This window comes from Streptomyces solicavernae (assembly GCF_029968095.1).
Taxonomy (GTDB): Bacteria; Actinomycetota; Actinomycetes; order Streptomycetales; family Streptomycetaceae; genus Streptomyces; species Streptomyces solicavernae.
The window spans coordinates 92,107-114,501 of sequence record NZ_JASCIR010000016.1 but is presented as its reverse complement, the minus strand read 5'-3'; the positions used below and the strand labels follow the sequence as shown (position 1 = coordinate 114,501).

Sequence of the window (22,395 nt, the reverse complement as noted above, 5' to 3'; positions counted from 1 at the left end):
CCGGCGCCTCGGGGCCGGCCGGATAGGCTCTGACCCCGATGGACACCGAAGCAGCACAGCATGCGGAGCGCGACCGCTCCTCCCAACCCGCCGACGCCGAGCGGGAGGAGGAGGGGGCGCGCTCCGCTGCTGTCTCCGGCCGCCGTTGGCGGCGGGCCGGAGTACTCCTCGCGCTCTGCCTGGTGTTCCTGCTGCTCGTCAGCACCTTCGTACTGCAGCCGTTCCTCATCCCCAGCGGCTCCATGGAGCCGACCCTGAGCACCGGCGACCGTGTCCTGGTGAACAAGTTGGCGTACCGTTTCGGTTCCGGGCCGCAGCGCGGGGATGTCGTCGTCTTCGACGGCAGCGGCTACTTCGGCGACTCGGACTACATCAAGCGGGTGGTGGGCGTCGGCGGTGACCGGGTGACCTGCCGCGGCAAGCGGGGCGGCGGGCAGGGGCGGATCGAGGTGAACGGGGAGCCGGTGGACGAGCCTTATCTGTTTCCGGGGGACGCGCCGTCCTCGGTGCCGTTCGACGTGGTGGTGCCCGAGGGCACGCTGTTCGTCCTCGGCGACCACCGCAGCGACTCCAGCGACTCCCGCGACCACCTCGGCTCACCCGGCGGCGGCATGGTCCCCGTCGACACCGTGATCGGGCGCGCCGACTGGATAGGGCTGCCTCTCGACCGGTCCGGCGCCCTCGGGCGGCCCGACGTCTTCGCGAAGGTGCCGGAGCCGGGCGGCGCCCATGGGTAGGCGCGGCAAACCGAAAGGCGGCCAAGGCCTGCCGAAAGGCACCGGCCGCGCGGACACCGGAACGCCGCCCACCGGAACGCCGCCCACCGGAACGCAGGCCGCCGACACCCATGGCGGCACCCGCCCAACCGGAACCCACGGCGCCGGCTCCGGACCTACCGGCTCCGGCCCCAGCGACTCCGGCCCTACCGGCTCCGGCCCCAGCGACTCCGGCCGCCCCAGCGACGAGCCCGCTGCCCCGCCCCGCGCCGGCCGGGCCGAGCGCCGCAAGCTGGCCCGTAAGGTCAAACGCCGCAGGAGGCGCTCCGCGATCAAGGAGATACCCCTCCTGCTGGGCGTCGCCGTCCTCATCGCCCTCGTCCTGAAGACGTTCCTCGTCCAGGCCTTCGTCATCCCGTCCGGCTCCATGGAGCAGACGATCAAGATCGGCGACCGTGTCCTCGTCGACAAGCTCACTCCCTGGTTCGGCGCCGAACCCCAGCGCGGCGACGTCGTCGTCTTCCAGGACCCGGGCGGCTGGCTGCGCGCCGAACAGCAGCCTCAGACGGCCGACGACCCCATCGGCGTCAAACAGTTCAAACAGGCGCTCACCTTCATCGGCCTGCTGCCCTCCGCCGACGAGCAGGACCTCATCAAACGCGTCGTCGCCGTCGGCGGGGACCGCGTCAAGTGCTGTGGCCAGGACGGCCGCGTCACCGTCAACGGCGTCGCCCTCAACGAGCCCTACCTGCACCCCGACGACATCAACCAACCCTCCCAGCGCACCTTCGACGTCAAGGTCCCCGAAGGCCGCATCTTCGTGATGGGCGACCACCGCTCCGACTCCGCCGACTCCCGCTACCACCTCGACAGCCCCTACCAGGGCACCGTCTCCCAGGACCAGGTCGTCGGCACCGCCAAGGTCATCGCCTGGCCCGTCGACCACTGGAGCGAGCTGGAGCAACGCGAGACGTACGCCTCCGTGCCCGACGCCGTGGACGCGCGCGGCGATTCGGATGCCGCGGACAGCAGGTCGCATAGGGTGGCCCCCGAGAATCTGAACGCGAACGTCCCCCTCCCGACCCCTGCGGAACTCCCGCTCGTTATGGGAGTGGTAGGCCTGCAGCGCGTACGACGTCACGCACGACATCGACTGCGACATCGACTGCGACATCGCGTACGAGATGCCGTACGAAGCAGGCAGCGGCACGGAACGAGGAGTGGATGTGGGGGATTTGGCCGTCGGCGCACGATCCGGACACGACGAACCCGAGGATGAACGCGACGTGATCAACGGCGGCTCCGGCGGCTCCGGCGGCTCCGACCCAGGCGCGACGGACCCCGAGGGCAGCTCCGAGGACAGCTCCGAGGGCAGGTCCGACGACCGCTCCGAGGGCAGCTCCGGGCGGGGCCGGGGCGGGCACCGCTCCTTCTGGAAGGAGCTGCCGCTCCTCATCGGTATCGCCCTGCTCCTCGCCCTGCTGATCAAGACGTTCCTGGTGCAGGCGTTCTCCATCCCCTCGAACTCCATGCAGGACACCCTGCAGACGGGCGACCGGGTCCTCGTGGACAAGCTGACCCCCTGGTTCGGCTCCGAGCCCGAGCGCGGCGAGGTCGTCGTCTTCCACGACCCGGGCAACTGGCTCAAGGGCGAGCCCACCCCCGAGCCGAACTTCGTGCAGCAGGCCCTCAGCTTCATCGGCCTCATGCCGTCCGCCGAGGAGAAGGACCTGATCAAGCGCGTCGTCGGCGTCGCCGGTGACACGGTCGAGTGCAACGGCACCGGCCCGCTGAAGGTCAACGGCAAGGCCCTCGACGAGAGCAGCTACGTCAGCCACAGCTTCGGCGACTTCAAGGCGACGCCCTGCAGCGACGACGACCTGGGCGGCCAGTTCAAGGTCACCGTGCCCGCCGGCAAGATCTGGGTCATGGGCGACAACCGCCAGAACTCCCTGGACTCCCGCTACCACCAGCGGGACCCCGGCGGCGGCTTCGTGCCCGTCGACAACGTCGTGGGGCGCGCCATTGTCAAGGCCTGGCCCATCGACCGCTGGGGCACGCTGCCCGTCCCGGACACCTTCGACCAGCCGGGCATCAACACGGCGGCAGCGGCCGTTCCGGGGGCGCTGGGTGTGGCCGGGGCGCTGCCGCTGGTGCTGTGGCGCAGGCGCAGGGTTTCCGGCGGCGGCAACCTCGGGGTTTCCGGCTCCGACAGCTCCAGGCTTTCCGACGGCGACGACTCCAGGCTTTCCGGCGGCGGCAACTCCAGGGTTTCTGGCGGCAGTACCGCCCGGTAGGGTGCCGTCCCAGATCACCGATCTTCCGAGTGCGACCGGTCATGCCCGAGCGTGACCGAATGTCACCGGGTCGATTCACCGAGGTGGGGCTGGGATGACCAGAACGCGACGTACGGACGAGGGCCGCGGCGGGCTCGGCAGCAGGCTGTCGAACCTGGCCGTGGCCCTCGGCTGTGTGCTCTTCCTCGGCGGCTTCGCCTGGGGCGCGCTGCTCTACCAGCCCTACACCGTGCCGACCCAGTCGATGACCCCGACCATCGGCGCCGGCGACCGGGTCCTCGCCGAACGCATCGACGGCAGCGAGGTGCGCCGCGGCGACGTCGTCGTGTTCAACGAGGAGTCCTGGGGTGACCTGCCCATGGTCAAGCGCGTGGTGGCCGTCGGCGGCGACAGGATCGCCTGCTGCGACGACCAGGGCCGCCTCACCGTCAACGGCGAGGCCATCGACGAGCCGTACCTCCCCGACGGCGTCAAGGCCTCCGACACCGGCATCCCCCCGACCACCGTGCCCAAGGGCCGCCTCTTCCTCCTCGGCGACGAACGCAGCACCTCCCTCGACTCCAGCGTCCATCTCGACGACGCGGGCAAGGGCTCCGTACCGCGCGACGCCGTGGCCGCCCGCGTCGACGCCGTCGCCTGGCCCCTGAACGGCATGCTGCCACGTCCCACCGGCTTCGCCGACCTGCCCGGCGGCCTCTCCGAACCCGGACCGCTGCGCCTCGTCGTCGGCGCGATCGGCACGGGTGCGGTCCTCATCCTCGGCGGCGCCGCGGGCGGCTCGTTCGCCAAGCGCGGCAGGCGCCGACCCCAGGGGCGACGCAGGGAGCCGGCCGGTGTCCGCTGAGCCCGCCGGGCCTGCCGGGCCTGCCGGTCCTGCCGGTCCTGCCGGTCCTGCCGGGCCCGCCCCGCTTGCCGAGGACGAGGTGCGGAGGGTCGCCCGCGTCGTGCTCCTCGACCCCGACGACCGCATGCTGCTGCTGTACGGGCACGAGCCGGAGGACCCGGACGACACCTGGTGGTTCACGCCCGGCGGCGGCCTGGAGGGCGACGAGACCCGCGAGCAGGCGGCCCGGCGCGAACTCGCCGAGGAGACCGGCATCACCGACGCCGAGCTCGGCCCGGTGCTGTGGCGGCGCACCTGCTCCTTCCCGTTCGCCGGCCGCCGCTGGAACCAGGACGAGTGGTACTTCCTCGCCCGTACGAGACAACTCGCCCCCACCGCACGGACCGCGGCGCACATGCCGGGGCTCACCGATCTTGAACAGCGCAGTGTGTCCGGAATGCGGTGGTGGACCTGGGAAGAACTCTCCGCCACCCATGAGACGGTGTATCCGACCAAGCTCGCCGGGCTGCTGAAGGCGCTGCTCGACGAAGGACCCCCGGCCAGTCCCACCGTCCTCGACACAGAAATCGTCTAGCGACGGACCGGACTGGCGCACAATAGGGGCACGCACGGCTGAAGGGGAACATGCCATGAGCGCCGAGGACCTCGAAAAGTACGAGACCGAGATGGAGCTGAAGCTCTACCGGGAGTACCGCGACGTCGTCGGTCTGTTCAAATACGTGATCGAGACGGAGCGGCGCTTCTACCTCACCAACGACTACGAGATGCAGGTGCACTCCGTCCAGGGCGAGGTCTTCTTCGAGGTGTCCATGGCCGACGCCTGGGTGTGGGACATGTACCGGCCGGCCAGGTTCGTGAAGCAGGTGCGGGTCCTCACGTTCAAGGACGTGAACATCGAGGAGCTCAACAAGAGCGACCTCGAACTGCCGGGCAGCTGAGTTCTGTGGCGCCCTGGGGCGGGCGTAACCCCTGTGGGTGACGGAGTTATCCACAACCAGCCGGTTATCCACCAAGATCCACAAGCGCGGCGCTGATACGCCACCTTCGAACCCGGAGGTGGTGCCCCATGAACGCACGCGGAGCACTCGGCAAGTACGGCGAAAACCTCGCCGCGCGGCAACTCGTCGCCGCAGGAATGAAGATCCTCGACCGCAACTGGCGGTCCGGACCCGGCGGCGAGATCGACATCGTCGCCCTCGACCACGACACCCTCGTCCTCTGCGAAGTCAAAACGCGCCGAGGACACCCCGACCCCCACCACACCGACCGGCCCTTCCAGCACCCCATGGCGGCCATCACCCCCGCCAAGGCCGACCGTCTGCGCACCCTCGCCGCACGCTGGCTCCACCACCACGGAGGACCACCACCCGGCGGCGTCCGCATCGACCTCATCGGCGTCCTCCTGCCCACCCGCGGCGCCCCCGTCGTCGAACACGCACAGGGGGTGGCGTGATGGCCTTCGCCCGCACCTGCTCCGTCGCGCTCGTCGGCGTCGAAGGCGTCGTCGTCGAAGTCCAGGCCGACCTCGAACCCGGCGTCGCCGCGTTCAGCCTCGTCGGCCTCCCCGACAAGAGCCTCACCGAAAGCCGCGACCGGGTCCGCGCCGCCGTCGTCAACTCCGGCAACTCCTGGCCGCAGAAGAAACTCACCGTCGGCCTCAGCCCCGCCTCCGTACCCAAGGGCGGCAGCGGCTTCGACCTCGCCGTCGCCTGCGCCGTACTCGGCGCGGCCGAACGCCTCGACCCCCGCACCCTCGCCGACGTCGTCATGATCGGCGAACTCGGCCTCGACGGACGCGTCCTGCCCGTACGCGGCATCCTGCCCGCCGTCCTCGCCGCAGCCGACGCAGGCTACGACCAGGTCGTCGTCCCCGAACACGCCGCAGCCGAAGCCGCCCTCGTCCCCGGCATCTCCGTCCTCGGCATCCGCAGCCTGCGCCAACTCATCGCCGTACTCACCGACGAACCCGTACCCGAGGAAGAACCCGCCACCGACACCACCCGCACCACCCCCGCAGGCTTCGCCGGAACACTCGCCACCATCAGCACCCCCGACACCACAGCCGCCCACCACGACCTCTCCGAAGTCGTCGGCCAGACCGCCGCCCGCACCGCCCTCGAAGTCGCCGCGGCCGGCGGCCACCACCTCTTCCTCCAAGGCCCCCCAGGCGCGGGCAAAACCATGCTCGCCGAACGCCTGCCCTCGATCATGCCGCCCCTCACCCAGAAGGAATCCCTCGAAGTCACCGCCGTCCACTCCGTCGCCGGCACCCTCCCGCCAGGCCGCCCCCTCGTCGAAACCCCGCCCTACTGCGCGCCCCACCACTCCGCCACCATGCAGTCCCTCGTCGGCGGCGGCCCAGGCCTCCCACGACCCGGCGCCGTCTCCCTCGCACACCGCGGCGTGCTCTTCCTCGACGAGGCGCCCGAGTTCAGCGCCAAAGCCCTCGACGCCCTGCGCCAACCCCTCGAATCCGGGCACATCGTCGTCGCCCGCGCAGCCGGAGTCGTCCAACTCCCCGCCCGCTTCCAGATGATCCTCGCCGCCAACCCCTGCCCCTGCGGCCGCTGCACCCTCCTCAGCGAGACCAGCAGCTGCACCCCCGGCGCCATCCGCCGCTACCAAGGACGCCTCTCCGGCCCTCTCCTCGACCGCGTCGACCTCAAAGTCGAAGTCGAACCCGTCACCCGCGCCGACCTCACCGCCACTGTCCGCCGCGGCGATTCCACCCGCCAGGTCGCCGACCGGGTACGCCAGGCCCGCGAGCGCGCGGCCGCACGCCTCACCGGCACACCCTGGACCACCAACAGCCACATCCCCGGACACGAACTCCGCACCCGCTGGCACCCCGCCCCCGGCGCCCTCCACGAAGCCGAACGCGACCTGGAGCGCGGACTCCTCACCGCCCGCGGCCTCGACCGCGTCCTCCGCATCGCCTGGACCATCGCCGACCTCAGCGGCCGCGACCGCCCCGACGTCAACGACGTCAACCTCGCCCTCCACCTCCGCACCGGCATCCCCCGCGGCACGCCCATGGCCATCGCACCCTGACCGCCGCAGCGCGCAACTCACCGCCACCGCAACCTTCCTGACCACCCCTTTCGCAACTCACCGCCACCGCAACCCTCCTGACCACCCCTTCCACAACTCACCGCCACCACAACCCTCCGGACCACCCGTTCCACAACTCACCGCCACCACAACCCTCCGGACAGGAAGCAGCCATGCCCGCCGACACCGCAGCGGACGAACGCCACGCCCGCATCGCCCTCAGCCGCATCCTCGAACCGGGCGACGAAACCACCGGCCGGTGGCTCCGCACCTACGGCGCCACCGGCCTCCTCCACCACCTCACCCACGAAGACACCGCCCTCCCGGGCGTCACCCCCAAACGCCTCGCAGGACTACGCCACCGCGCCATCACCACCCACCCCGAAACCGACCTCCACACCCTGCACGCCACCGGAGCCCGCTTCCTCATCCCCACCGACCCCGAATGGCCCGGCCAACTCCACGATCTCGGCGACACCCGGCCCATCGGCCTCTGGGTGCGCGGCAACGCCGACCTCCGCATATGGGCCCTGCGCTCCGTCGCCGTCGTAGGCGCACGCGCCTGCACCGAATACGGCGCACACATGGCCGCCAGGATCGCCGCCGGCCTCGCCGAACACGGCTGGGTCGTCGTCTCCGGCGGCGCCTACGGCATCGACGGCGCAGCACACCGCGCCACCCTCGCCGCAGGCGGCGCCACCGCCGCCGTCCTCGCCAACGGCGTCGACACCGCCTACCCCCGCGGCCACACCGGGCTCCTCCAGCGCATCGCCCAACAAGGCCTCCTGGTCGCCGAGTTACCCCCCGGTGCGCACCCCACCGCCTACCGTTTCATCCAACGCAACCGCATCATCGCCGCCCTCACCCGCGGCACCCTCGTCATCGAAGCCGCCCACCGCAGCGGCGCCCTCGTCACCGCCCGCAACGCCGCCCGCCTCGGCCGCCACACCCTCGGCGTCCCCGGTCCTGCCACCAGCAGCCAGTCGGCAGGCGTCCACCAACTCCTGCGTGGCGAGGCCACCCTCGTCACCGACGCGGCCGAAGTCATCGAACTCATCGGCGAGATGGGCCAGCTCGCCCCCGAACGCCGCGGCCCCGTCGTCCCCAGAGACCTCCTCAAACCCCTCCCCGCACGCGTACTCGCCGCCCTCCCTGCCGCCCGGCCCGCCCCCGTCGCGGCCATCGCCACCGACGCGGCCACCACCACCGACGACACCATCGCCAGCCTGTACGAACTCCAATCCCTCGGATTCGTCGAACGACACGGCGACAACTGGAAGTTGACACGCCAGAGCGCCCGAAACGACTTTCCGCGACGCGAAGACAAACGTGAAGACACCTGAAACGTCACGTTGCGCCGTCCGGACGATCCCCGGTGACCTTGGCAGATTCTGTGATTTCGGCCCCCGCAGACGTCATCCGCACACCCGACGGGAACAACCTCCGGCAACCCCGACCGCACATCCCGCGGCCAACAGATCCCCTACTCTTCGCACACTGCGACGCTCCAGTCACGCTACGCTCACAAAGCTTCCGACTCCGATGCGCACGTACTCGATCCACAGCAGAACGGCTCAAGGCAACGAATGCCCCAGCACACCTCCGGGTCCGACCGGGCGGCGGCCATTACCCCCGCCGCCCGCGACGGCGCGCGGCCCCCCGCACCCTCGTCGCTCGACGAACTCTGGAGGTCGTACAAGGCAACGGGCGACGGACGACTGCGCGAACAACTGATCCTCCACTACTCGCCCCTGGTGAAATACGTCGCCGGCCGCGTCAGCGTCGGCCTGCCGCCCAACGTCGAACAAGCGGACTTCGTCTCCTCCGGCGTATTCGGACTCATCGACGCCATCGAGAAGTTCGACATCGACCGCGAAATCAAATTCGAGACGTACGCCATCACCCGTATCCGCGGCGCCATGATCGACGAACTCCGCGCCCTCGACTGGATCCCACGCTCCGTACGCCAAAAGGCCCGCAACGTCGAACGCGCCTACGCAACCCTCGAAGCCCAACTGCGCCGCACACCCTCCGAAAGCGAAGTCGCCGCGGAGATGGGCATCCCACTCGAAGAACTCCACGCGGTCTTCAGCCAGTTGTCCCTCGCCAACGTCGTAGCCCTCGAAGAACTCCTGCACGTCGGAGGTGAGAGCGGCGACCGGCTCAGCCTCATGGACACCCTTGAGGACACCGCCGCCGAGAACCCCGTGGAGATCGCCGAGGACCGCGAACTCCGCCGGCTCCTCGCCCGCGCCATCAACACCCTGCCCGACCGCGAGAAGACCGTAGTCACCCTCTACTACTACGAGGGCCTCACCCTCGCCGAGATCGGCAACGTCCTCGGGGTCACCGAGAGCCGCGTCAGCCAGATCCACACCAAGTCCGTCCTCCAGCTCCGCGCCAAGCTCGCCGGCTTCGGACGCTGAATCGGTCCTGCCCCCACGACCACACCGAACGCCCGCCACCGGAACCGCCCGCCGCGCGCCGCCTGCCGCCCGTCGCCCGTCGCTCGGCCCTTGGCCGCCGGGGCCGCGATCGACTGCGACGGACTGCGACGGACCCCGACGGACCCGAACACGGCGGATCCCCGCCCGAGCCGACTCCCGCACCAGGCGTCCGCTCCGTACAGTGGGTACGTGCCAAGGATTCGAGCGGCCTCAGTGGCCGAGCACCGGTCGATGCAGCGCGGCGCCCTCCTTGACGCCGCCAGGTCCCTGCTGTCCGAAGGCGGAACGGAGGCGCTGACCTTCCCCGCGCTCGCCGAACGCACCGGGCTGGCCAGATCCTCCGTCTACGAGTACTTCCGCTCCCGCGCAGCCGTCGTCGAGGAACTCTGCGAAGTCGACTTCCCCGTCTGGGCCGCCGAGGTCGAATCCGCGATGCAGGCCGCGGTAGGCCCCGAGGACAAGGTCGAGGCGTACGTACGGGCCCAGCTCGCCCTCGTCGGCGACCGCCGCCACCGAGCCGTGGTCGCCATCTCCTCCAGCGAACTCGACGCGGGCGCCCGCGAGAAGATCCGCGCCGCACACGGTGGCCTCGTCTCCATGATCGGCGAAGCACTCGAAGCGCTCGGCCACGAACAGCCACGCATGGCGGCGATGCTCCTCCAAGGCATCGTCGACGCCGCCGTCCGCCGCATCGAACTCGGCGCGGCCGAGGACCCGGAGGCGATCACGGAGGCTGCTGTCGGGATGGCCCTGCGCGGCGTCCACGGCTGACCCGGGGGCCCTCCCCCCTCCCCCTCCCCCCACCCCCACCCCCACCCTCACCCCTCCCTCTCCTCGCCCCCTCCAGTGCACAGAGGACCTCGGCCGTCCCGAGATCCGTATGACGGAAGGCGGCTGGAGTGCCTTCGTCGAGTCGTTGGCGTTGGGCGCGGCCGGGCCGGAGGACTCGGATCTACCTCGTCCCTGACTCCGACCCCTTCCCCGACCCCCAAACCGGCAGCAGCCTGGAAGGCCCTCGGCTGAGGAGTTGTGGCGGCAGCAGCGTGAGCGGGTCGAGGTACGTCGCGCCGCGCCGCAGGCCCCAGTGCAGGCAGGATCGCGGGCAATGGGCGTCGGCGGCTGACGCCGGGCGTTCCACGGTGCCGATGACGTCTCCTGCGGCTACTTCATCACCCTTGTCGACGAGGGCGTGTACGGGTTCGTACGTGGTGCGCAGGGGTGGGTCTCCGGTTCCGGTGTGGTCGATGGTGAGGACTCCTCTGTCCGCGATGCGTCCGACGTAGCTGATGCGGCCGGGTGCGGCCGCGCGTACGTCGGTTCCGCGTGGTGCGGCGAGGTCGATGCCGCGGTGGCCGGGGCCGTAGGGCGTGGCCGGTGGGTCCCAGCCGCGGACGATCAGGGCGCGGACGGGCCAGGCCCGGTCGCCGGGCGGCGTGGGCGTGACCGCAGCAGGAGGCGTGGCCGGTGCCGTGGCCGGCGGCGCCGTGCCCCCGGCCTCGGCAGCCCGCACCGGTGTGCCGCCCACATGACTCCCGGCGGCCGCCGAGATCACAGCCGGGGCGGCGAGCGCCAGCGCCAGAGCCCGAGCCAGCGCCAGCCGGGGCGTCAGAGCCCGAGCCCGAGCCCGAGCCCGAGCCGGGACCAGGGTTGGTGGCCGTGGCCGTGGCCGTGTCCGGGGTTTTCGGGGTGCGAAGTGCATGGGTGGAGTCTGCCGAAGTGGGCTCGGTGGCGGTGATCTTGGTGCGGATCTGTGGATAACTGGCCGGTTGTGGATATCGGCGTCACCCGGTACGTCGCGGGTCCCGTACACTTCTTGTGGCGATCCGGGTCACCGGGTCGACTTCGCACGCCCCGACACCTGGCTGCAGAGCCGGAAGGTGTCAGCGCCCCTCGGTCCCGTACGCAGGTACGTGGCATGGCGCGCGCCGGGGTGTCAGGACACAACCGAGAAAAACAAGGAGTACGGCCATGGCCGTCGTCACGATGCGGGAGCTGCTGGAAAGCGGCGTCCACTTCGGTCACCAGACCCGTCGTTGGAACCCGAAGATGAAGCGTTTCATCTTCACGGAGCGCAACGGCATCTACATCATCGACCTGCTCCAGTCGCTGTCGTACATCGACCGCGCCTACGAGTTCGTCAAGGAGACCGTCGCCCACGGCGGCACGGTCATGTTCGTGGGTACGAAGAAGCAGGCCCAGGAGGCGATCGCCGAGCAGGCGACCCGCGTCGGCATGCCCTTCGTCAACCAGCGCTGGCTGGGCGGCATGCTCACCAACTTCTCGACGGTCTACAAGCGCCTGCAGCGCCTGAAGGAGCTTGAGCAGATCGACTTCGAGGATGTGGCCGCGTCCGGCCTCACCAAGAAGGAGCTCCTGGTCCTCTCGCGTGAGAAGGCCAAGCTGGAGAAGACCCTCGGCGGTATCCGCGAGATGCAGAAGGTGCCCAGCGCCGTCTGGATCGTGGACACCAAGAAGGAGCACATCGCCGTTGGTGAGGCCCGGAAGCTGAACATTCCGGTCGTCGCGATCCTCGACACCAACTGCGACCCCGACGAGGTCGACTACAAGATCCCCGGCAACGACGACGCGATCCGCTCCGTCACGCTGCTCACCCGTGTCATCGCCGACGCCGTCGCGGAGGGCCTGATCGCCCGCTCCGGCGGTGCCGGTGAGGGCAAGGGCGAGAAGGCCGCGGGCGAGCCGCTGGCCGAGTGGGAGCGCGACCTGCTTGAGGGCGAGAAGAAGGCCGAGGCCGACAAGCCGGCCGAGGCCGAGAAGGCCGCCGAGGCCGACAAGCCGGCCGAGGCCGAGAAGGCCGCCGAGGCGGAGAAGCCGGCCGAGGCCGCTGCCGAGGCTCCCGCTGCCGAGGCTCCGGCCGCTGACGCCCCGGCTGCCGACGCCCCGGCCGCCGAGCAGGCCTGACCTTTCACCGGTCACAAGGTCACAGCTTCGGTAGGTGACGGCGGGGGCCGATGTGCCCCCGCCGTCGACCCGTCACGTGGAACCCGCTGAACCGCTGAACCTCTGAACCGCTGACCCGCAGATCTCTGGTCGCAGGTGTTCGAGCCCGGCGGCCGTCACAGACTTCGAGAAAGATTCACTGAATCATGGCGAACTACACCGCCGCCGACGTCAAGAAGCTCCGGGAGCTCACCGGCGTAGGCATGATGGACTGCAAGAAGGCGCTCGACGAGGCCGAGGGCAACGTCGACAAGGCCGTCGAGGCGCTTCGTATCAAGGGCCAGAAGGGCGTCGCCAAGCGCGAGGGCCGCAGCGCCGAGAACGGCGCCGTGGTCTCCGTGATCGCCGACGACAACACCTCGGGTGTCATCGTCGAGCTGAAGTGCGAGACGGACTTCGTCGCCAAGGGTGAGAAGTTCCAGGCTGTCGCGGGCGCGCTCGCCGCGCACGTCGCCGCCACCAAGCCCGCCGACATCGAGGCGCTGCTCGCGTCCGAGATCGAGGCCGGCAAGACCGTGCAGGCGTACGTCGACGAGGCCAACGCCCTCCTGGGCGAGAAGATCGTCCTGGACCGCTTCGCCCAGTTCTCCGGCGCTTTCGTCTCGGCGTACATGCACCGCACGATGCCCGACCTGCCGCCGCAGATCGGTGTTCTGGTCGAGCTGGACAAGGCCGACGCGGACCTCGCCAAGGGCATCGCGCAGCACATCGCCGCGTTCGCTCCGAAGTACCTGACCCGTGAGGACGTCCCGGCCGAGGTCGTGGAGTCCGAGCGTCGCGTCGCCGAGGAGACCACGCGCGCCGAGGGCAAGCCGGAGGCCGCGCTCCCGAAGATCGTCGAGGGTCGCGTCAACGCGTTCTTCAAGGACGCCACGCTGCTCGGCCAGCCGTACGCCCTTGACAGCAAGAAGTCCGTCGAGCAGGTCCTCAAGGAGGCCGGTGTCAGCCTGAAGCGCTTCTCGCGCATCAAGGTCGGCATCTGAGTCCGTACCGCGCTCGACTCAAGACCCCGCTAGGGTCGACAGCAGCCGTCCGGGACAGGATGCGCCCGCGGAGTGCCGTGGGCGCCGGGCGGCCGCAGATCTGACGAGGAGGCCATTGCCGCAGTGGGACGCAAGTACCCCCGGCAATGGCCTTCTTGTATGTGTGCCACGCAAGAGAGCGAGATCTCCCCATGACCAAGGCCGACCAAAGCGGCGACGGTAAAACGACCGGCAAAACGACCGGCCGATTTCTGCTGAAGCTCTCCGGTGAGGCGTTCGCCGGCGGCGGCGGTCTGGGCGTCGACCCCGACGTGGTGCACGCCATCGCCCGCGAGATCGCGGCCGTGGTGCGGGACGGCGCGCAGATCGCCGTCGTCATCGGCGGCGGCAACTTCTTCCGCGGCGCCGAGCTGCAGCAGCGCGGCATGGACCGGGCCCGCTCGGACTACATGGGCATGCTCGGCACGGTCATGAACTGCCTTGCCCTGCAGGACTTCCTGGAGAAGGAAGGCATCGACAGCCGGGTGCAGACCGCCATCACGATGGGTCAGGTCGCCGAGCCGTACATTCCGCTGCGGGCCGTGCGGCACCTGGAGAAGGGCCGCGTGGTGATCTTCGGTGCCGGTATGGGCATGCCGTACTTCTCCACCGACACCACCGCCGCGCAGCGCGCCCTGGAGATCGACGCCGAGGCGATGCTGATGGGCAAGAACGGCGTCGACGGGGTGTACGACTCGGACCCGAAGAAGAACCCCGACGCGGTGAAGTTCGACGCGCTGGGGTACGGCGAGGTCATCACCCGGGACCTGAAGGTGGCCGACATGACCGCCATCACGCTGTGCCGGGACAACAGCCTTCCCATCCTGGTCTTCGAGTTGCTGGCGGAGGGCAATATCGCCCGCGCCGTCAAGGGTGAGAAGATCGGCACTCTCGTGAGCGACCAGGGCACCCGGTCCTGACCCTCATCTCCCGGGCCCGGTCCGGGGGATGGACAATGTCCTGCCGGTCGGACACCGTGCAGGAAGAGACGCGACGCAGCCGGTGCCCTTGCCGTACCCGCGGACGGGACGCGCGGGGTGCCCCCAGCCCACTCAAGACACGCAGGAGCAAGTGGTGATCGAAGAGACCCTCCTCGAAGCCGAGGAGAAGATGGAGAAGGCCGTCGTGGTCGCCAAGGAGGACTTCGCCGCAATCCGTACGGGGCGGGCGCACCCGGCGATGTTCAACAAGATCGTGGCCGACTACTACGGGGCGCTGACGCCGATCAACCAGCTGGCCTCGTTCTCCGTGCCGGAGCCGCGCATGGCCGTGGTGACGCCGTTCGACAAGAGCGCGCTGCGCAACATCGAGCAGGCCATCCGCGACTCGGACCTGGGCGTCAACCCGAGCAACGACGGCCACATCATCCGAGTGACGTTCCCGGAGCTGACCGAGGAGCGCCGCCGCGAGTACATCAAGGTCGCCAAGACCAAGGCCGAGGACTCCAAGGTCTCGATCCGCTCGGTGCGCCGCAAGGCCAAGGACACCATCGACAAGGCCGTCAAGGACGGCGAGGTCGGTGAGGACGAGGGCCGTCGCGCGGAGAAGGAGCTCGACGACACCACCGCGAAGTACGTCGCGCAGGTGGACGAGCTGCTCAAGCACAAGGAAGCCGAGCTGCTAGAGGTCTGATGAACGACTCTTCGTGGGGGGCTCCGCCGCAGGCCGGTTATGGGGAACCGCCCGAGACGGGCCCCGCCCAGGGGCGCCCCCCTGCGGGTGCTGCCTACGATGAGGCCGACGCGCAGCGGACTCGGCCCATGCCGGTCGTCCCCGGGATGTCCGAGCTGCCCGGCACCGGGGGAGCACCCGGCACCGGGGGAGCACCCGGCACCGGGAGAGCACCCGGCACCGGGGGAGCCGCTGCAGACCGGTTCGACAGCGAGGCGGGGGCCGCTCTGACGAGTGGCCCCTTGTTCCGCGACGAGATGCCGCAGGAGCCCATGGCCAGTCCCACACCTCAGGTTCCGCAGCCGCCTCAGAAGAAGCGTGCGGGCCGCGATCTGCGGGCGGCCATAGGGGTCGGCGCCGGACTCGGCGCGGTCATCGTGGCGTCGTTGTTCGTCGTCAAGGCCGTGTTCGTCGGTGTGATCGCGGTCGCCGTGGTCGTCGGCCTGTGGGAGCTGACGTCGCGGCTGCAGGAGCGCAAGGAGATCAGGGCTCCGCTGGTGCCGCTCGCGATCGGCGGCGCGGCGATGGTCGTCGCCGGGTACGCCCGGGGCGCCGAGGGCGCCTGGGTGGCGATGGCGCTCACGGCGCTCGCGGTCCTGGTGTGGCGCATGACGGAACCGCCCGGAGGTTATCTGCGGGACGTCACGGCCGGTGTGTTCGCCGCGTTCTACGTGCCGTTCCTCGCGACGTTCGTGTCGATGATGCTGACCGCGGACGACGGCGCCTGGCGGGTGCTGACGTTCCTGGTCCTGACGGTCGTCAGCGACACCGGCGCGTACGCGGTGGGCTGGCGGTTCGGCAAGCACAAGCTGGCGCCGCGGATCAGCCCCGGCAAGACCCGCGAGGGGCTGCTCGGCGCGGTGTCGTTCGCGATGGCGGCGGGCGCGCTGTGCATGGAGTTCCTGATCGACGGGGGCTCCTGGTGGCAGGGGCTGCTGCTCGGCCTCGCAGTGGCGGCGAGCGCGACCCTCGGCGACCTCGGCGAGTCGATGATCAAGCGGGACCTCGGCATCAAGGACATGGGCACCCTGCTTCCCGGCCACGGCGGGATCATGGACCGGCTCGACTCGCTGCTGCCGACGGCTCCGGTGGTGTGGCTGCTGCTCGTGCTGTTCGTCGGCTCCGGCTGACCTCGTCGTACTGCTTCCTTACGGTTGCGGGCCCGCCGCCCCCCGGACGGCGGGCCCGCTGTCGTATCGCAGGTACCCCCGAGTGGCAGCCGCCGTGAGACAGTCGCCACGTGAGAGACGCAGGTCACGCGGGTGCGGCGGCCCGGCGGCCGGGCCGCCTGTGGGCCGTCCGAGGGGGCCTACGACGACCAACGACGACCGCCAACGGCCACTGCGGGAACCTTGAGCCGCAGGTCACCCCAAGTGGATCTGCCACACTGGTGGAGTCATGCCTAAGCCCGGAGAACTCACTTTCGTCGCGCCCCGCGGAGCCAAGAAGCCGCCGCGGCACCTCGCCGACCTCACGCCCGCCGAGCGCAAGGAAGCGGTGGCCGAGATCGGCGAGAAGCCGTTCCGCGCCAAACAGCTGTCCCAGCACTACTTCGCGCGGTACGCGCACGACCCCGAGCAGTGGACGGACATCCCCGCCGCCGCCCGCGGCAAGCTGCAGGAGACGCTGCTGCCCGACCTGATGTCGGTCGTGCGGCACATCAGCTGTGACGACGACACCACCCGTAAGACGCTGTGGAAGCTGCACGACGGGACGCTCGTCGAGTCCGTCCTGATGCGGTACCCGGACCGGGTCACCATGTGCATCTCCTCGCAGGCCGGCTGCGGCATGAACTGCCCGTTCTGCGCGACCGGGCAGGCCGGCCTCGACCGGAACCTGTCCACCGCGGAGATCGTCCACCAGATCGTGGACGGCATGCGGGCGCTGCGCGACGGCGAGGTGCCCGGCGGTCCCGCGCGGCTGTCGAACATCGTGTTCATGGGCATGGGCGAACCCCTCGCCAACTACAACCGCGTCGTCGGCGCCATCCGCCGCCTCACCGACCCCGAGCCGGACGGCCTCGGCATCTCGCAGCGCGGCATCACCGTGTCCACGGTCGGCCTGGTGCCCGCGATGCTGCGCTTCGCCGACGAGGGCTTCAAGTGCCGCCTCGCGGTCTCCCTGCACGCCCCGGACGACGAGCTGCGCGACACCCTCGTGCCGGTCAACACCCGGTGGAAGGTCCGCGAAGTCCTCGACGCCGCCTGGGAGTACGCGGACAAGTCGGGCCGCCGCATCTCCATCGAGTACGCCCTCATCCGGGACATCAACGACCAGGCGTGGCGCGGCGACCGGCTCGGCCGGCTCCTCAAGGGCAAGCGCGTGCACGTCAACCTGATCCCGCTGAACCCGACGCCCGGCTCGAAGTGGACGGCCTCGCGGCCCGAGGACGAGAAGGCGTTCGTCGAGGCCATCGCGGCGCACGGCGTGCCCGTCACCATCCGGGACACCCGCGGCCAGGAGATCGACGGGGCCTGCGGGCAGCTCGCCGCCGCCGAGCGCTGAGCCCCGGGCCCGCACAGGGGCGCCCGGCACCGGTGCAGTACTGTGCATTAGTACAAATGAATTCCGACAGGGGAGCGCCAGACGGGCGCTGAGAGTGCGGCGGTGCCGCAGACCCTCGGACCTGATCCGGGTCATACCGGCGTAGGGAGTCAGCACCAGTCATGAAGATCCATACTCGGCGTGTCTGCACGGTCGTCCTCTGCGGGGCGCTCGGCGTCTCCACCCTCGCCGCCTGCGGCGACAGCGGCGGCTCCGGGGCCTCCGGCGACGGCGGCAAGACCGTCACGCTCGTCACGCACTCGTCCTTCAACGTCTCCCCCGAGGTGCTGAAGGAGTTCGAGAAGACCTCCGGGTACAAGGTCGACATCCTCAAGGGCGGCGACGGCGGCGAGGTCGTCAACAAGGCCGTCCTGTCCAAGGGCAACCCGCAGGGCGACGTCCTCTTCGGCGTCGACAACACCCTGCTGTCCCGCGCCGTCGACAACGGCCTGTTCACGCCGTACGAGGCGAAGGGCCTGGAGAACGTGCTGCCCCAGTACCGGGTGGACGAGAAGCACCACGTCACGCCCGTCGACAGCGGCGACATCTGCGTCAACTACGACCGGAAGTACTTCGCCGACAAGAACATCGAGCCGCCGAAGACCTTCGACGACCTGATCAAGCCCGAGTACAAGAACCTCCTCGTCACCGAGAACGCCGCGACCTCCTCGCCCGGCCTCGGCTTCCTCCTCGGCACCGCCGCCGAGTACGGCGACCAGGGCTGGCAGGACTACTGGAAGAAGCTGAAGGCCAACGGCGTGAAGGTCGTCGACGGCTGGGAGCAGGCCTACAACGAGGAGTTCTCCGGCTCGGCCGGCGGCAAGAAGGCGGGGGCGGACCGGCCGCTCGTCGTGTCGTACGCGTCCAGCCCGCCCGTCGAGGTCCTCGGTGTGAAGCCGGAGCCGGAGCAGGCGCCCACCGGCGTCGCCACCGGGACCTGCTTCCGGCAGATCGAGTTCGCGGGCCTGCTGAAGGGCGCGAAGAACGAGAAGGGCGGCAAGGCCCTCATCGACTTCCTGATCTCCAAGAAGTTCCAGGACGACATGCCGCTGCAGATGTTCGTGAACCCGGTCCGTGAGGGCGCCCAACTGCCCGAGCTGTTCCGGAAGTTCGGCGTCGAGGTCGAGGACCCGAAGACCATGGACCCGAAGAAGATCACGGAGCACCGTGAGGACTGGGTCAAGTCGTGGCAGTCGCTGGTCCTGAAGTAGACGCAACGGCCCGCAGCACGACGAAGGACGTCCGCGGGAGCGCGCTGCGGCTCGGCCTGCTCGTCGTGCCGGTCGCGTTCTTCGCGGTGTTCTTCGCCTACCCGGTCGCGGCGATCGTCGCCCGCGGCCTCAAGACGGGCGACGCATGGCAGTTCGGGCGGCTCGCCGATGTCCTCGCCGAGCCCGACCTGCAGCAGGTGCTGTGGTTCACCACCTGGCAGGCGCTCGCCTCCACCGGGCTCACGCTGCTCGTCGCACTCCCGGGCGCGTATGTGTTCGCGCGCTACGACTTCCCCGGCAAGCAGCTGCTCCGGGCCGTCGTCACCGTGCCGTTCGTGCTGCCCACCGTCGTCGTCGGCACCGCGTTCCTCGCGCTGCTCGGCCGCGGCGGCGCCCTCGACGAGCTGTGGGGGCTGCGGCTCGACACCACCGTGTGGGCGATCCTCCTCGCGCATGTCTTCTTCAACTACGCCGTCGTCGTCCGCACCGTCGGCGGCCTCTGGGCGCAGCTCGACCCGCGGCAGGAGGAGGCCGCGCGGATGCTCGGCGCGTCCCGGTTCGCCGCCTGGCGGAAGGTGACGCTGCCCGCGCTCGGGCCCGCCGTCGCCGGGGCCGCGCTGATGGTGTTCCTGTTCACGTTCACGTCGTTCGGTGTCGTGCAGATCCTCGGCGGGCCCACCTTCACCACCCTCGAAGCGGAGATCTACCGGCAGACCGCGCAGCTCCTCGCCCTCGACACCGCCGCCGCCCTCACCCTCGTGCAGTTCGCCGCCGTCGGCGCCATCCTCGCCGTGCACGCCTGGACCGTGCGCCGCCGCGAGGCCGCCCTCCGCCTCGTCGACCCGGCACAGACCGCCCGCCGCCCGCAGGGCCCGGCCGGGTGGGCGCTGCTCGGCGGGGTGCTGCTGACCGTGCTGCTGCTCGTCCTCGTCCCGCTCGGCGTCCTCGTCGAACGCTCCCTGCACCCCTCCACCGGCTACGGCCTCGACTACTTCAGCGCCCTCACCTCCGCCGACGGCGGCGCCTTCCTCGTACCGCCCATCGAGGCCATCGCCAACTCCGTCGAGTACGCGCTCGCCGCCACCGCGATCGCCGTGACCGTCGGCGGGCTCGCCGCGCTCGCCCTCACCCTCACCCGGCGCGGCGGCACCACCGCAGGACGGTTCGTACGGGGCTTCGACGCGCTGCTCATGCTGCCGCTCGGGGTGTCCGCCGTGACCGTCGGCTTCGGGTTCCTCATCACCCTCGACGAACCGCCGCTCGACCTGCGCGCCTCCTGGATCCTCGTGCCGCTCGCCCAGGCCCTCGTCGGCGTGCCCTTCGTCGTACGGACCATGCTGCCGGTGCTGCGTGCCGTGGACGAACGGCTCCGCGAGGCCGCCGCCGTGCTCGGTGCGTCCCCGTGGCGGGTGTGGCGCGAGGTGGACCTGCCGCTCGTGCGGCGCGCGCTGCTCGTCGCCGCCGGGTTCGCGTTCGCCGTGTCCCTCGGCGAGTTCGGGGCGACCGTGTTCATCGCGCGGCCCGACCAGCCCACCCTGCCCGTCGCCGTCGCCACCCTCCTCGGCCGCGCCGGCGAGCTCAACTACGGGCAGGCGATGGCCCTTTCGACCCTGCTGATGCTGGTGTGCGCGGTGTCGCTGCTGCTCCTCGAACGCATCCGCACCGACCGGACCGGAGAGTTCTGATGCTGCGCCTCGACGACGTGTCCGTACGCTTCGACGGCCCGGCGGGCCGCGCGGCGCTCGACGGCGTCGACCTCGACGTCGCCGAGCACGAGACCGTGTGCGTGCTCGGGCCCAGCGGCAGCGGCAAGTCCACGCTGCTCCGCGTCGTCGCCGGACTCCAGGCACCGGACACCGGGCGTGTGCTGCTCGCCGAGCACGACCAGCGCGGCGTGCCCGCCCACAAGCGCGGCGTCGGCCTGATGTTCCAGGACCACCAGCTGTTCCCGCAGCGCGACGCCGGCGCCAACGTCGCCTTCGGCCTGCGCATGCACCACGTACCCCGCGCCGAACAAGACGCCCGCGTACGGGAGTTGCTCGACCTCGTCGGACTGCCCGGCGCCGCACGGCGCGCCGTCGCCTCGCTCTCCGGCGGCGAGCAGCAGCGCGTCGCCCTCGCCCGCGCCCTCGCCCCGCGCCCCCGGCTGCTGATGCTGGACGAGCCGCTGGGCCAGCTCGACCGGTCCCTGCGCGAACGCCTCGTCGTCGAACTCCGCGCCCTCTTCGGCGAGTTGGGCACCACCGTGCTCGCCGTCACGCACGACCAGGGCGAGGCCTTCGCGCTCGCCGACCGGGTCGTCGTCATGCGCGAGGGACGGATCGCGCAGAGCGGCACGCCCCTCGACGTGTGGCAGCGGCCGGCCGACGCGTTCGTCGCCCGCTTCCTCGGCTTCGACAACGTGGTCCCCGCCGCCGTCGCCGGTGAGGCCGCCGACACCGCCTGGGGCAAGCTCCCGGTGCCGCCCGGCTCCGCCCAGGGCAGCCACGACCTGCTCGTACGGCCCGCAGGAGTACGGCTCGTGGCCGCCGCGGACGGCCTGGCCTGCACGGTCACGGCCCGCACCTTCCGCGGCACGCACGTCGCCGTCCACCTCAGGCCCGAGGACGCCGCGGCACCCCGCCTCGAAGCGGCCTGCGCGCTGCGGGACGCGCCGGAGCCGGGCGCGCGGGTGGGTGTGGTGTTCGACGTGGCGGACGTGGTGGTGCTCGGCTGAGCAGGCCGCGTACCGCCGTGCAGGTCCTGCCTGTTCGGGCCTGTTGACCGCGTTGATAACTTGGACCCTCAGTCTTCACTCCTTCCCGGGGGACCAATGAGCCAGCCCTGGCAACCCGCCTCTCAGCCGCAGCCGCCCCAGCCGGACGGCGGCAACCCGTACGCACAGTCGCCCGGGGCCGGGGCCGGCGCGCCCCCGCCCATGCCCCCGCAGCCGCCCGCGGGCCCGCCGCCGGGCGCGCCCGCAGGACCGCCGCCCGGCCCGCCGCAGGGCATGCCGCAGGGCCCGCCCCAGGGCATGCCCCCGCAGGGTGTGCCCCCGCAGGGCATGCCGCCGCAGGGCTTTCCCGGGCAGCCGCCCGCGCCGCCGCAGTTTCAGGGCGGCCCGATGCCGTACCCGCCCCAGCGGACGGGCTCGCCGGGCAGCCCGGTCGGCGCGTTCTTCCTCGGCCTGCTCGTCTCGTTCGTGATCTCGCTGATCTACGTGGTCGTCATCTTCGCCTCGTACAAGAGCCTGACCGACGAGGCCGCGGGCTACGCCCTGTACTACGGCCACGCGTTGCTCAACGGCGCCGCCGTCGGTGCGGTCGCCGGGCTCGTCGGGCGGCGCAGCAACGGTGCGCATGTCTCCGCAGGCATCATCGGCGCGCTGGGCGCGTTCTTCGGCAGCACCAACGCCTTCGTGGCCCTGTACCTGGACACCCCGGGCAGCAGCCCGACCTTCCTGCTGCGCGAGATGCCGTTCTTCCCCGCCCAGGCCTGGTGGGGCCCGGACGCCGGCTCCGGGATGCTCGCGCTCCTCGGCCTCGTCCTCGCCGCCGGCGCGGGCTGGGGCATCGCCCGGCTCACCGGTTCCCGCCGCTGAGTCCCGTACGTACGAGAAGGGCCCGCACCGTCCCGACGGACGGCGCGGGCC

22 protein-coding genes and 1 riboswitch are annotated in these 22,395 nt (G+C 70.8%); of the genes, 21 read left to right on the top strand and 1 reads right to left on the bottom strand.

Translation table 11 applies throughout. The features are described from left to right. Nucleotides 1-38 precede the first annotated feature (38 nt). From lepB (QIS99_RS19620) to QIS99_RS19570, 11 genes are all read left to right on the top strand, one after another. Nucleotides 39-737, top strand: coding sequence for a signal peptidase I (lepB, locus tag QIS99_RS19620; protein WP_282514848.1), 699 nt, complete (start codon nucleotides 39-41; stop codon nucleotides 735-737). Beyond that, a complete protein-coding gene (gene lepB / locus QIS99_RS19615) occupies nucleotides 730-1,995 on the top strand; it encodes a signal peptidase I (protein WP_282514847.1) in 1,266 nt (421 codons plus the stop codon). Before lepB (QIS99_RS19620) ends, lepB (QIS99_RS19615) begins: the two co-directional genes overlap by 8 nt. Beyond that, complete coding sequence (gene lepB, locus QIS99_RS19610; protein ID WP_282514846.1) at nucleotides 1,943-3,013, top strand: signal peptidase I; 1,071 nt, start codon at nucleotides 1,943-1,945, stop codon at nucleotides 3,011-3,013. Before lepB (QIS99_RS19615) ends, lepB (QIS99_RS19610) begins: the two co-directional genes overlap by 53 nt. Before the next feature lie 94 nt (nucleotides 3,014-3,107). Further along, the gene (gene lepB / locus QIS99_RS19605; protein ID WP_282514845.1) at nucleotides 3,108-3,857 is read left to right on the top strand and encodes a signal peptidase I; all 750 of its coding nucleotides are present in this window, start codon (nucleotides 3,108-3,110) and stop codon (nucleotides 3,855-3,857) included. 79 nt (nucleotides 3,858-3,936) lie between these two features. Further along, a complete protein-coding gene (locus QIS99_RS19600; RefSeq protein ID WP_282514878.1) occupies nucleotides 3,937-4,431 on the top strand; it encodes an NUDIX hydrolase in 495 nt (164 codons plus the stop codon). Between the two features lie 55 nt (nucleotides 4,432-4,486). Then, nucleotides 4,487-4,795 carry a DUF2469 domain-containing protein gene (locus QIS99_RS19595; RefSeq protein ID WP_005311352.1) on the top strand — a complete coding sequence of 103 codons (309 nt, stop codon included), beginning with the start codon at nucleotides 4,487-4,489 and terminating at the stop codon, nucleotides 4,793-4,795. A gap of 128 nt (nucleotides 4,796-4,923) precedes the next feature. After that, the gene (locus QIS99_RS19590) at nucleotides 4,924-5,310 is read left to right on the top strand and encodes a YraN family protein (protein ID WP_282514844.1); all 387 of its coding nucleotides are present in this window, start codon (nucleotides 4,924-4,926) and stop codon (nucleotides 5,308-5,310) included. After that, nucleotides 5,310-6,908 carry a YifB family Mg chelatase-like AAA ATPase gene (locus tag QIS99_RS19585; RefSeq protein ID WP_282514843.1) on the top strand — a complete coding sequence of 533 codons (1,599 nt, stop codon included), beginning with the start codon at nucleotides 5,310-5,312 and terminating at the stop codon, nucleotides 6,906-6,908. The genes QIS99_RS19590 and QIS99_RS19585 overlap by 1 nt, the downstream gene beginning before the upstream one ends. Nucleotides 6,909-7,081: 173 nt before the next feature. Next, nucleotides 7,082-8,251: a DNA-processing protein DprA gene (gene dprA, locus QIS99_RS19580; protein WP_282514842.1), complete on the top strand. Its 1,170-nt coding sequence runs from the start codon at nucleotides 7,082-7,084 to the stop codon at nucleotides 8,249-8,251. 243 nt (nucleotides 8,252-8,494) lie between these two features. Then, a complete protein-coding gene (whiG, locus tag QIS99_RS19575; RefSeq protein WP_282514841.1) occupies nucleotides 8,495-9,334 on the top strand; it encodes an RNA polymerase sigma factor WhiG in 840 nt (279 codons plus the stop codon). Nucleotides 9,335-9,568: 234 nt separating this feature from the next. After that, a complete protein-coding gene (locus QIS99_RS19570) occupies nucleotides 9,569-10,126 on the top strand; it encodes a TetR/AcrR family transcriptional regulator (protein WP_282514877.1) in 558 nt (185 codons plus the stop codon). Between the two features lie 181 nt (nucleotides 10,127-10,307). Here QIS99_RS19570 and QIS99_RS19565 read toward each other — a convergent pair whose 3' ends face one another. Beyond that, nucleotides 10,308-10,880 (bottom strand): murein hydrolase activator EnvC family protein, encoded by a 573-nt coding sequence (locus QIS99_RS19565; protein WP_282514840.1) that lies wholly within the window; start codon nucleotides 10,878-10,880, stop codon nucleotides 10,308-10,310. A 443-nt stretch (nucleotides 10,881-11,323) separates the two neighbouring features. On the opposite strand from QIS99_RS19565, the gene rpsB reads away from it, so the two are divergent. The 10 genes from rpsB to QIS99_RS19515 all read left to right on the top strand — a co-directional run bounded on the left by rpsB (nucleotide 11,324) and on the right by QIS99_RS19515 (nucleotide 22,344). Then, nucleotides 11,324-12,277 (top strand): 30S ribosomal protein S2, encoded by a 954-nt coding sequence (rpsB, locus tag QIS99_RS19560; protein WP_282514839.1) that lies wholly within the window; start codon nucleotides 11,324-11,326, stop codon nucleotides 12,275-12,277. A 185-nt stretch (nucleotides 12,278-12,462) separates the two neighbouring features. Further along, on the top strand, nucleotides 12,463-13,299 hold the full coding sequence (gene tsf, locus QIS99_RS19555; protein WP_282514838.1) for a translation elongation factor Ts: 837 nt from the start codon (nucleotides 12,463-12,465) through the stop codon (nucleotides 13,297-13,299). 191 nt (nucleotides 13,300-13,490) lie between these two features. After that, nucleotides 13,491-14,258 carry a UMP kinase gene (gene pyrH / locus QIS99_RS19550; protein WP_282514837.1) on the top strand — a complete coding sequence of 256 codons (768 nt, stop codon included), beginning with the start codon at nucleotides 13,491-13,493 and terminating at the stop codon, nucleotides 14,256-14,258. A 154-nt stretch (nucleotides 14,259-14,412) separates the two neighbouring features. After that, nucleotides 14,413-14,970: a ribosome recycling factor gene (gene frr / locus QIS99_RS19545; RefSeq protein ID WP_161702561.1), complete on the top strand. Its 558-nt coding sequence runs from the start codon at nucleotides 14,413-14,415 to the stop codon at nucleotides 14,968-14,970. Continuing rightward, nucleotides 14,970-16,139: a phosphatidate cytidylyltransferase gene (locus QIS99_RS19540; RefSeq protein ID WP_282514836.1), complete on the top strand. Its 1,170-nt coding sequence runs from the start codon at nucleotides 14,970-14,972 to the stop codon at nucleotides 16,137-16,139. The genes frr and QIS99_RS19540 overlap by 1 nt, the downstream gene beginning before the upstream one ends. Nucleotides 16,140-16,407: 268 nt before the next feature. Continuing rightward, the gene (rlmN, locus tag QIS99_RS19535; protein ID WP_282514835.1) at nucleotides 16,408-17,514 is read left to right on the top strand and encodes a 23S rRNA (adenine(2503)-C(2))-methyltransferase RlmN; all 1,107 of its coding nucleotides are present in this window, start codon (nucleotides 16,408-16,410) and stop codon (nucleotides 17,512-17,514) included. Between the two features lie 58 nt (nucleotides 17,515-17,572). Further along, nucleotides 17,573-17,679, top strand: a riboswitch (TPP riboswitch). Further along, on the top strand, nucleotides 17,676-18,764 hold the full coding sequence (locus QIS99_RS19530) for a thiamine ABC transporter substrate-binding protein (protein WP_282514834.1): 1,089 nt from the start codon (nucleotides 17,676-17,678) through the stop codon (nucleotides 18,762-18,764). It overlaps the preceding riboswitch by 4 nt. A 44-nt stretch (nucleotides 18,765-18,808) precedes the next feature. Next, nucleotides 18,809-20,449 (top strand): ABC transporter permease, encoded by a 1,641-nt coding sequence (locus tag QIS99_RS19525; protein WP_282514876.1) that lies wholly within the window; start codon nucleotides 18,809-18,811, stop codon nucleotides 20,447-20,449. Next, entirely contained in the window at nucleotides 20,449-21,480 is a 1,032-nt protein-coding gene (locus QIS99_RS19520; RefSeq protein WP_408909593.1) for an ABC transporter ATP-binding protein, read from the top strand. The genes QIS99_RS19525 and QIS99_RS19520 overlap by 1 nt, the downstream gene beginning before the upstream one ends. A 96-nt stretch (nucleotides 21,481-21,576) precedes the next feature. Next, nucleotides 21,577-22,344 (top strand): hypothetical protein, encoded by a 768-nt coding sequence (locus QIS99_RS19515; protein ID WP_282514833.1) that lies wholly within the window; start codon nucleotides 21,577-21,579, stop codon nucleotides 22,342-22,344. Nucleotides 22,345-22,395 lie beyond the last annotated feature (51 nt).